At 72.4% G+C, this 3,066-nt stretch carries 2 protein-coding genes; both read right to left on the bottom strand.

Annotation, left to right across the window (positions count from 1 at the left end):
* Positions 1 to 553: 553 nt before the first annotated feature.
* Positions 554 to 1,921, bottom strand: a complete 1,368-nt coding sequence (gene radA / locus DBR36_RS05215; protein ID WP_108317875.1) for a DNA repair protein RadA — start codon at positions 1,919 to 1,921, stop codon at positions 554 to 556.
* Between the two features lie 85 nt (positions 1,922 to 2,006).
* A complete protein-coding gene (locus tag DBR36_RS05210; RefSeq protein WP_108317874.1) occupies positions 2,007 to 2,960 on the bottom strand; it encodes an L-lactate dehydrogenase in 954 nt (317 codons plus the stop codon).
* Between the last annotated feature and the right edge of the window lie 106 nt (positions 2,961 to 3,066).

Genomic DNA, 3,066 nt, shown 5'->3' with positions numbered 1-3,066 from the left:
GGGGGAGAGTGACGACACGCCGCTGGTGGGTCGTCGGGTCCGGCATGTTTTCGACACGGCCCGCCGTTGTGCACGCACGCTGCCGTGCGGCCGAGCGGTGGTGGGCGACGCTCGACTGCCCGTCGACCCCGGCGGGGTGAAAAACCCGAGTCGCGCGGGTGAGGGACTCGTGTAAGACTCGACGGCATGGAGTACCTGATCGCCGGTGCCGTGTGCGCCGCCGGACTCGTCATCCCCGCCGTGCTGGGGATGACCTCCCCGCACCGCCGTCGCCGCTCGGCGCCTCCCGGGCGCTGAGTCCGACGGGCTCGAGACGCCGCACCGCGTCGGGACGCCGCTCCGCGTCGGGGCGTCGCCGGGACGCTGCACCGCGTCCGGATGCCGCTCCGCGTCGGGGCGTCGCCGGGACACTGCACCGCGTCGGACGCCCCACCGCGCGGCGTACCGCGGCGAACCCGATGACGGCTCACAACGCCGCTCCGCATCAATCGCGGCCGACGTACCGTCGAGGCAACCGCGCTGACGACTCGGCCCGGAGAGTGCTGCCGACCGGTCAGAACCCCGGTTCGCCGTCGTCGCGGGGCATGCCGCGCACCTGCAGCTCGTTGAGGGCCTGCGCGAGCTTGCGCGATGAGGCGTCGAGCACCGTGTGGTAGCCGAGTCGCTTGGCCTCGGAGGCGCGCTGCGCGGCCTGGGTGACGTTGCGGATCTCGCCGGTCAGAGTCAGCTCGCCGATCGCGGCGAGCCGCTTGGACACCTTGCGGTTCTTCACGGCGTTGGCCACGGCGATCGCGATCGCCAGGTCGGCGGCCGGTTCGACCAGGCGGACGCCACCGACCGTCGAGACGTACACGTCGCGGTCCGACAGGGTGAGACCCATGCGGCTCTCGAGCACCGCGAGCACCATCGCGACGCGTGAGGAGTCGACGCCGTTGACGATGCGCCGCGGGTTGGGGGCCGTCTGTCGCACGGCGAGAGCCTGGATCTCGACGGGGAGCGCCCGCCGCCCCTCCATCGCGATCGTGACGCACGTGCCCGGCTCGGGCTCGCCGTGGCCGAGGAACAGCGCGCTGGGATCCGCGACCTCGGCGATCCCGGTGCCGGTCATGTCGAAGCACCCGACCTCGTCGGTGGGGCCGAAGCGGTTCTTGAGCGCACGGACGAAACGGAGTGACGTCTGCCGGTCGCCCTCGAAGTGGCACACCACGTCGACGAGGTGTTCGAGGATGCGGGGGCCGGCGATCGAGCCGTCTTTGGTGACGTGACCGACGAGGACGATCGGGAGCCCGCGCTCTTTCGCGACGCGGATGAGGGCGGATGCCACCTCGCGCACCTGCGCGGGTTGACCGGCCGCGCCGTCACTGTGCGCCGACGACACCGTCTGCACCGAGTCGACGATGAGCAGGCCGGGCTCGACCTCGTCGATGTGGCCGAGGATCGTGGCCAGGTCGGTCTCGGCGGCAAGGAACAGCTCGTCGTGCAGGGCGCCGGTGCGCTCGGCCCGCAGGCGCACCTGCGCCGCGGACTCCTCGCCGCTGGCGTACAGCACGCGTCGACCGGCCCGGGCGCTCTGCGCCGCGACCTCGAGCAGCAGCGTCGACTTGCCGACACCGGGCTCGCCGCTCAGCAGGATCGCCGCGCCGGGCACGATGCCCCCGCCGAGCACGCGGTCGAACTCGCCGACGCCGCTCGTGCGACGCGGGGCGTCCTGCGTGTCGATCTCGGTGATGCGCCGCGCCGCGCGCGCCGCCCCCGGGGCAACCGGCGTGATCGAGCGGACGATGCCCGTCTGCTCGGCCGCCTCGACCACGGTGCCCCACGACTGGCACTCGCCGCAGCGCCCGACCCACTTGACCGTCGTCCATCCGCACTCGGTGCACCGATAGGGCGCGGGGGCGGTTGGAGGACGACGGGATGCCATGGCTTCAGGCTACGCGGGGCCTCCGACATCGCCGCGCCGGGGCGTGGCATCCCTCGTCCGTCGACGGGTCCGCCGCGCGGACGGATTAGTCGTGCAGCGACTGCGCGACCGTCGCCAAGGCGTCGGCGGAACGGCGCAGCAGCGTCAGCTCGGCGTCCGAGAAGGGGGTGCCCGCCAGCGGCACCGCTCCGCGGGCCGACACGATCGACGGCACCGACAGGGCCGTGCCGCTGATGCCGTGGAAGTCGTCGAGGACCGTGCTGACCGGCAGGATCGCGTGCTCGTCGCGCAGCACCGCCTCGACGATGCGAGCGCTGGACAGCCCGATCGCGTAGTTGGTCGCGCCCTTGCCCTTAATCACCTTGTACGCCGCGTCGCGCACGTCGACGGCGATGGCATCCAATTCCTCCTCGTCGAAACGGGAACCGTCGGGAAGGGGGAACTCGGTGATGGGCACCGACCCGATGGTGGCCGTCGACCACAGCGGGAACTCGGTGTCGCCGTGCTCGCCGACGATCCACGCGTGCACGCTCGAGGTCGCGACGCCCGCGCGCTGCGCGATCTTCCAGCGCAGGCGCGAGGTGTCGAGGACGGTGCCCGAGGCGAAGATCCGGGATGCCGGCAGCCCCGTCTTCTCGTGAGCGAGGACCGTGAGCACGTCGCACGGGTTCGTGACGATGACGTACACCGCGTTCGGCGCGACCTCGAGCAGCTTCGGCATCATGTCGCCGATGATGCGGGCGTTGGTGGCAGCGAGCTCGGTGCGCGTCTGCCCGGGGTTCTGCTTCGCGCCGGCGGTGATGACGACGACGTGCGACCCCTCGGCGACCGAGACGTCGGCACCGCCGGTGATGTCGCTCGAACCGGTGAACTGCGTGCCGTGCGCGAGGTCGAGCACCTCGGCCTCGACCTTCTCGGCGGCGATGTCGTACAGGGCGACGTGCCGCGCCGACCCGCGGATGAGGGCCGCGTAGGCGACGCTCGCGCCCACGCTCCCCGCGCCCACGACCGTCAGCTTGGAGTTCTCGATCACGCTCATGGCTCGATCCTGGCAGCGGCTCCGGGCGGCATCCAGCGCGGTGGCTCGACGGTGGAGGAATGGATGCCGGCGGGCCGGCTGCGGGGGGCCGGGGGGACGTGCCGGG

Origin of the sequence: Microbacterium sp. HMWF026 (genome assembly GCF_003061325.1) — a bacterium.
In the GTDB taxonomy this organism is placed as follows: Bacteria; Actinomycetota; Actinomycetes; order Actinomycetales; family Microbacteriaceae; genus Microbacterium; species Microbacterium testaceum_E.
Note: the sequence above shows the minus strand (reverse complement) of the source record. Positions and strands in the feature narration are given on the sequence as shown.